This window comes from Actinomadura bangladeshensis (genome assembly GCF_004348335.1).
GTDB lineage: Bacteria > Actinomycetota > Actinomycetes > Streptosporangiales > Streptosporangiaceae > Spirillospora > Spirillospora bangladeshensis.
This window is the reverse complement of record NZ_SMJW01000078.1, coordinates 26392-32640: the sequence shown is the minus strand read 5'-3', so window position 1 is coordinate 32640 and position 6249 is coordinate 26392. Positions and strand designations below refer to the sequence as shown.

Annotated in this window: 7 protein-coding genes; 3 read left to right on the top strand and 4 right to left on the bottom strand. The window is 71.9% G+C overall.

Going from position 1 to position 6249, the window contains the following annotated elements; translation table 11 throughout:
- Positions 1-150 precede the first annotated feature (150 nt).
- The gene (locus E1284_RS17325; protein ID WP_131940129.1) at positions 151-1221 is read right to left on the bottom strand and encodes a quinone-dependent dihydroorotate dehydrogenase; all 1071 of its coding nucleotides are present in this window, start codon (positions 1219-1221) and stop codon (positions 151-153) included.
- Between the two features lie 244 nt (positions 1222-1465).
- On the opposite strand from E1284_RS17325, the gene E1284_RS17320 reads away from it, so the two are divergent.
- Positions 1466-1660, top strand: coding sequence for a DUF6243 family protein (locus tag E1284_RS17320; RefSeq protein WP_131940128.1), 195 nt, complete (start codon positions 1466-1468; stop codon positions 1658-1660).
- A 39-nt stretch (positions 1661-1699) separates the two neighbouring features.
- Here E1284_RS17320 and E1284_RS17315 read toward each other — a convergent pair whose 3' ends face one another.
- Positions 1700-2665 (bottom strand): hypothetical protein, encoded by a 966-nt coding sequence (locus E1284_RS17315; protein WP_131940127.1) that lies wholly within the window; start codon positions 2663-2665, stop codon positions 1700-1702.
- A gap of 188 nt (positions 2666-2853) precedes the next feature.
- Between E1284_RS17315 and E1284_RS17310 the strand changes: the two genes are divergently transcribed.
- Positions 2854-3801, top strand: a complete 948-nt coding sequence (locus E1284_RS17310) for a hypothetical protein (protein ID WP_131940126.1) — start codon at positions 2854-2856, stop codon at positions 3799-3801.
- Between the two features lie 97 nt (positions 3802-3898).
- Here the strand turns inward: E1284_RS17310 and E1284_RS17305 are convergent, their stop codons facing one another.
- On the bottom strand, positions 3899-4855 hold the full coding sequence (locus E1284_RS17305) for a helix-turn-helix domain-containing protein (protein ID WP_131940125.1): 957 nt from the start codon (positions 4853-4855) through the stop codon (positions 3899-3901).
- 381 nt (positions 4856-5236) lie between these two features.
- Here E1284_RS17305 and E1284_RS17300 point away from each other — a divergent pair, with 381 nt between their 5' ends.
- On the top strand, positions 5237-5818 hold the full coding sequence (locus E1284_RS17300; RefSeq protein WP_131940124.1) for an NlpC/P60 family protein: 582 nt from the start codon (positions 5237-5239) through the stop codon (positions 5816-5818).
- 69 nt (positions 5819-5887) lie between these two features.
- Here E1284_RS17300 and E1284_RS17295 read toward each other — a convergent pair whose 3' ends face one another.
- Positions 5888-6079 (bottom strand): hypothetical protein, encoded by a 192-nt coding sequence (locus tag E1284_RS17295; RefSeq protein WP_131940123.1) that lies wholly within the window; start codon positions 6077-6079, stop codon positions 5888-5890.
- Positions 6080-6249 lie beyond the last annotated feature (170 nt).

The window sequence follows — 6249 nt, the reverse complement described above, 5'->3', positions numbered from 1 at the left end:
CCGACGTGCTGGCCGCCCAACGCCGCGAACGCGCCCGGGTCCGCAGCGAACGCCAGCAACGCTGGGGACGACCCCGCCCCAAAGCAGCATGACAAGACCCGGCGAACGTTCGTGGTCACCGCACTAGCCGGGTTCGCTGCGGCCGGACGGTCAGCGGCGGGCGTCGTCCAGGGTGCGGAACGCGCTCGCGCGGAGCCGGCGGGAGAGGCCGCGGTTGACGCGGTGCGCCCACAGCGGGCCGCCGTAGATCATGCCGGTGTAGCCCTGGACGAGGGTGGCGCCCGCGCGGACCCGTTCCCACACGTCGTCGCCCGTCTCGACCCCGCCGACCGAGATCAGCGTGAGCCGGCCGCCGGTGCGGGCGCGCAGCCGGCGCAGGACGTCCAGGGAACGCTCCTTCAGCGGCGCCCCGGACAGCCCCCCGGTCTCCTTGACGAGGGCGGGCGGGCTGAGCAGGGCGTCCCGGCCGATGGTGGTGTTGGTCGCGATGATGCCGTCCAGGCCGAGGTCGAGGGCGAGGTCGGCGACCGCGTCGATGTCGTCGTCCGCCAGATCGGGCGCGATCTTGACCAGCAGCGGGACGCGGCGGGACGTCACCCGGTCGGCGGCCTCCCGCACGGCCGTCAGCAGCGGGCGCAGGTGCTCCACGGCCTGGAGGTTGCGCAGGCCGGGCGTGTTGGGCGAGCTGACGTTGACGACCAGGTAGTCGGCGTAAGGGGCGAGCCGCTCGGCGCTCGCCACGTAGTCGGCGGCGGCCGACGCCTCCGGGACGACCTTCGTCTTGCCGATGTTGGCGCCGACGATCGTCCCGGCGCGGCGTCCGCGCAGCCGCTGAGCGGCGGCCGCGGACCCTTCGTTGTTGAAGCCCATCCGGTTGATGACCGCCCGGTCGGGCGGGAGCCGGAACAGCCGGGGGCGCGGGTTGCCGGGCTGCGGGCGCCCGGTCACCGTCCCGATCTCGACGTGCCCGAACCCGAACGCGCCGAGCGCCTCGTAGACGACGGCGTCCTTGTCGAACCCGGCGGCGAGCCCGAGCGGGCTCGGGAAGTCGAGCCCGAGGGCGTGCACGGCGAGCCCCGGGTCGCGGGGCGCGAGCAGCCGGCGCAGCAGCGGCGCCAGCCCCGGCACGGACTGGACCGCGCGCAGGCCCCGCAAGGTCAGGTGGTGCGCGGTCTCCGCCGGGACGCGGGAGATGACCAGTGAGAACAGGAGTCGATACATCACCGTGAGTATCTCAGGCCGCCCGGCGAAAACCCGTTGAGGACCCCCGGAAGCGATGCCTAGCCTGGCCGCATGCTGATCGATTTCGCCGCCACCGCGTGGTGGCCCGCACTGCGGCAGCTGTACCGCGAGCGTCCCGCCGCCGGGTCCGGCCGGGACGCGATCCGCGTCTGAGCTGCACGCTCCCGAGCGGCCGGGCCTGGGTGCAGGCAGACGAGCACACCCAGCCGAACGGGAGAACACCATGTCCAAGGGCCGTGGCCGAAACGGGATGTCGAGCGTCGGCGGCCAGCGCAAGAAGCTGTCGCGGCGCGAGTTGCGCGGCGGGCCGGCGCGGGGCGCCGGCGCCGGCGGCGATCCGGCGGCCGAGAAGAAGGAGTTGCTGAGGAAGATGCGCGAGCGCGCCGACGAGCGCGGCGATTCCGAACGGGACGCGTAGCGGGGAACCGCGCCGGTCTCCCCTGGGGGCCGGCGCGGTTCAGCGTCCGAGGAAGGTGCGGCGGAGCGTGAGGCGGACGTCCCGGCTCGCCTGCCGCATCGTCCGCCGGATGGAGCGGACCGGCTCCCGCACCGACACCCGCCACACCGTCCCGATGCCGCGTCCGATCGGGCGGAGGACGTTCGTCCCGACCCAGCGGGCGGGGGCGACGATCACGACTCGGACCGGGATGACGACGAGCGTCCGCCAGAGCCAGCGGAGCACGCGGGACGCGAGCCGCCACGTTCCCGCGACGCCCGCGAGCAGCGGAGCCAGCAGATACCGCCACAGAACCGTGGCCGGGACGACGAACAGCACGTGCCCGAGCCAGGCGAGGCACCGTCCGAGCAGCCGCCATGACCAGACGAGCCCGGCCGCGAAGGCGCTGAGGCCGGCCGCGAGGACGCCGAGGGTCCAGCGTCCGAGCCAGGCGAGGGCGAGCAGCGGCGGGCGCAGGACGTACCGCCACAGCAGCACGGCCGGCATGACCACGAGCACGCCGATCAGCAACACGATCCCGTGCCAGGCGCCGGACAGCAGCCACGCCAGCGGACGGAGCAGGACGAACTCCAGGAACCGGCCGATCGGGACGAGCAGCACGCGGTAGAGCCATCGGCCGAACCGTCCCGAGCCGCGTCCGAACCAGCGCAGGAAGCCGAGGACGACCACGACGGCGAGCCAGCGCAGCGGCCTGACGAAGAGAAGGTCGAGCAGGGCGCCGATCCCGCGCCCGATGGCGGCGAAGAGCCTCCCGACCGGCGCGAGCAGCCACCGGTAGAAGGCGCCGCCTGTGCCCCGGAGACCGCGGCCGATCAGCACGAACAGGTCGTGGACGAGGCGCAGCGGCAGGACGACGATCAGCGCGATGACGCGCGCCGGGACGACGATCCAGGCCGGACCCGGCCGCGCCGGAACCGGCTTCTTGCTGAAGTCGAGCGTGCCGCCCGCAGAGTCGTCCCCGGTCACCGCTGCCTTCCTCGCCGGTCCATTGCCCAGTTATGACCCGTTTCGCGGGCTTCTGGTTCCCGGGCTTGAACCCTTCCGCGCGGCTCACCGTACTCCTCGTCGATCCGGGAGAGCGGTGCGGCGGCTCCTCCCGGACCGACGGACGGGACCCGGACCGGAGACCGGGGCCCAGACGACCTGGAGGACGGATGAGATTCCCACGTTGGGCGATCCCCGCCGCGGCCGCCCTGGCCGCGACGGGACTCGTGGTGAGCGCGTGCGGGCAGGAGAGCGCCGGGGGGAGGCAGAACACGGCCGCGGGTGCGAAGGCGCCGGCCGCACCGGCCGCCGACGCGCCCGCGCCCGCCGCCGCGCCGACCGCGCTGGAGGTCGCGAGCGTCTCGAAGCTCGGCAAGATCGTCACCGACGGGAACGGCCGGACGCTGTACCGGTTCGACAACGACACCGCGCGCCCGCCCGCGTCCACCTGCGCGGGCGCCTGCGCCAGGGCGTGGCCGCCGGCGGTGGCCGGCGCGGGCGAGACCGCGGTGCAGGGCGTCGAGCAGTCCCTCGTCGGCAAGGTGAAGCGGCCGGACGGGACATGGCAGGTCACGCTCGGCGGCTGGCCGCTGTACCGGTTCGCCAAGGACCAGAGCCCCGGCGACGTGAAGGGCCAGGGCGTCGGCGGCACCTGGTACGCCGCGTCCCCCACCGGCAAGAAGGCGGCCCCGGTCAAGCAGGCGGTGAACAACCGCTGGAAGGGCTGGACGGTGGTCAAGGCGAAGAACGACCCGAAGCTCGGCATGATCCTGACCGACGGGAACGGCCGGACGCTCTACCGCTACGACAAGGACACCAACAAGCCGCCGACCACCCGGTGCTTCGGCGCCTGCAAGAAGGCGTGGCCGCCGGCCACCTTCAAGGGCTGGAAAAAGCTGAAACTCGACGGCGTCAGCAAGAAGGTCGTCGGCTTCATCGAGCGCAAGGACGACGGCAAGTGCCAGCTCACCATCAACGGCTGGCCCATGTACTACTACGAGAAGGACGAGCAGCCCGGCGACACGAACGGCCAAGGCGTCGGCGGAGTCTGGTGGGCGACCACCCCGACCGGCAAGAAGGCCGCCGCCACCGGCGCGTCCACGGGAGGCGGCTACTGACCGCCCGCAGACGAAGGCGCGGAGGATGCGCGGGTCGGTCGGGGCCCGCACCCTCCGCGCCTTCTTCATCCCCCGGCTCCCTTCCGCGGGCCGGGGGTCAGCCGACCTGGTCGTCGTGGAGGTTGTAGGGGCGGCAGCCTTCGTGGCCGCTGCCGGGGGCCAGGCCCTCGCGGCTCACCAGGTGGTCGGTGCCGTAGCCGCGCCGCTGCTGGTACGCCCAGTAGGCGGTGTGCTCGCGGCTGGTCCACTTCTCGAAGATCAGCACTTCGCGGACGTCGGCGCCGCCGCTCGCCTTGATGACCAGATCGCCGGGTCTCAGCGCCGACTGGCGGACGCGGCGACAGTAGGACGCCTCCAGTGCCGCGGAGTTCGGCCCCGGTTTCGGCAGGCCCAGCACCATCGACGCGTAGCCCGAACCGTCGGTCCGGTAACCCTTGTAATTGGCGGTCTGGTCGTAGGGGACGCGCTTCGGCGTGTGCGGATGCCAGGCGCGCGTGCGTTCCATGGCCTGCTGCCGGGTGACCGTCTCGACCTGCGGCCGCGTCGCCTCGCCGGACGGAGCGGACCGGCGTCCGTCGTCCCCGGCCACCGGTGTTCCCTGCAAGGTCACCCCGAGCACGACGCCGACGCTGCCCGCAGCCAGCGCGCACCCCACGACGGCCCCGGCGAACGACAACCGTCGCCTGCCCCGGCGCTGGGCGTCTCGGCCCGCATCCGTCTCGGCCGGTGCGTCGGCCGAAGGCTCCGTGTCCTGATTCGGAGCCGGGGCGGGGGATGGGGTGCGCCGTGACTGGTCCGCCACTTCCCAGAGGATGTCGAGGCGGCGCCGGTCGGCGCCGCACAGGTCGGCGAGCGAGCGGACGGCGTCCGCCGGAATCCACGTCTCGCCGCTGAGCCAGCGGCCCCAGGAGGAGCGGCTCGCGTGCGTCCGGCGTTCGAGGGCGCGGAGGTCGTACCCGGACCGCTCCTTCAATTCGCGCAGTTCGGTGAGCAGGACGCGCACCGCCTCCGGCAGGCCGTCCGGCAGGGGAGTCGGTGGTCGGCTTCGGCTCATTCGCGATTCTCCCGCAGGTCACATCGCCGGGACGAAAGCCACCCGGCACTTATGTGCGCCATCGGTCGGTCAGCGCGGGCCCATTATGCCCGTGTCGCGGAAGCCGTGATGGCTTACCCAGATGATCACGAAGTGTTTATGGCCACACACCCAAGGTGATCGTCGGGCGTGGCGTATTCACGTCCCATTGTCCCGGTCGGAGCCACCGCGGGACGGCGTTCATGCAGGTCAGAGTCGTCCCGTGCATCGCGTGTCCCAGGTTCGCGGTGAACGGCGCGAATGCGGTGGCGCGGTCCCTAATGTGTGCCGCGTCGATCGGCAGAAGTCCCGCTCACCGCTCCCGGCAGGGGGCAATTGGCAGCCATTCAAGGAGGAATTCCCATGGCTTCCCCCCGAACCCTTCTCATCGGCGTCAGCGCGCTCGCGCTGACCGGCGGCACCGTCCTCGGCCTCGCCGGGGTGTCCACGTCCGCCGCGCCGGCGGCGCCCGCGCAGGGCGCCCAACTCCAGGCGGCGGACGCGCAGGTGGCGGCGGCCGCCGTCCCGAAGGTCACCCGCGACCAGGTCATCGCGCGGGCCAAGACGTGGCACCCGCACACCGGCAAAAGGGTGCCCTACAGCCAGTCGAAGACCCACGGCGGCTACCGCACCGACTGCTCGGGATACGCGTCCATGACGCTGCGGCTGCCGAAGCCCGGCCCGAACACGGTCGGCCTCGCGTCCTCGAAGTACAGCACCCGCATCAAGATGTCCCAGCTCAAGAAGGGCGATCTGATCATCGACGCGATCGGGAGCAACACCACCCGGCACGTCGTCATCTTCGAGAAGTGGACGTCCGGCAAGCACACCGCCTACTGGGCGTACGAGCAGCGCGGCGGCTACGGAACCAACCACCGCACCCGCACGTACGGCCTGTCGAGCGGCAGCCAGTACAAGGCCTACCGGCCGAAGAACATCAAGTGAGCTGACCGCTCCCCGCGAAACGCCCGGCCGGGTTCCTTCCGGCCGGGCGTTTCCCATGCCAGACGGGGGTCAGGCCGTCTCCACGATCTGCCACCGCCCGACGTCGCGATAATCGGAGTCGTAGATGGACGACTCGTCGCCGGCCTTCAAGTCGTAGTGCCGGACGTTGCCCGCCCAGTACCGCAGGATCCGCCCCAGTTCCTTGGCCGCGTCCTCGGCCACGGCGCCTTCGCTCATATCGACCTCCAGCACGAACTTCACCGCACTCACCTCCACCCTCAAGTGTTCCATTGAATGACCCTGTGAGACTTTGCGCGAGGCTTGTCTGCATCTATATGGCCCGCCGGTCGATCAACCTTCAAACCGTCGTCGCCGCGACCGGCATGCGCGCCAACCGTTAATTGCGTGGCCGTTCGCGGTTCAGCGGCGTT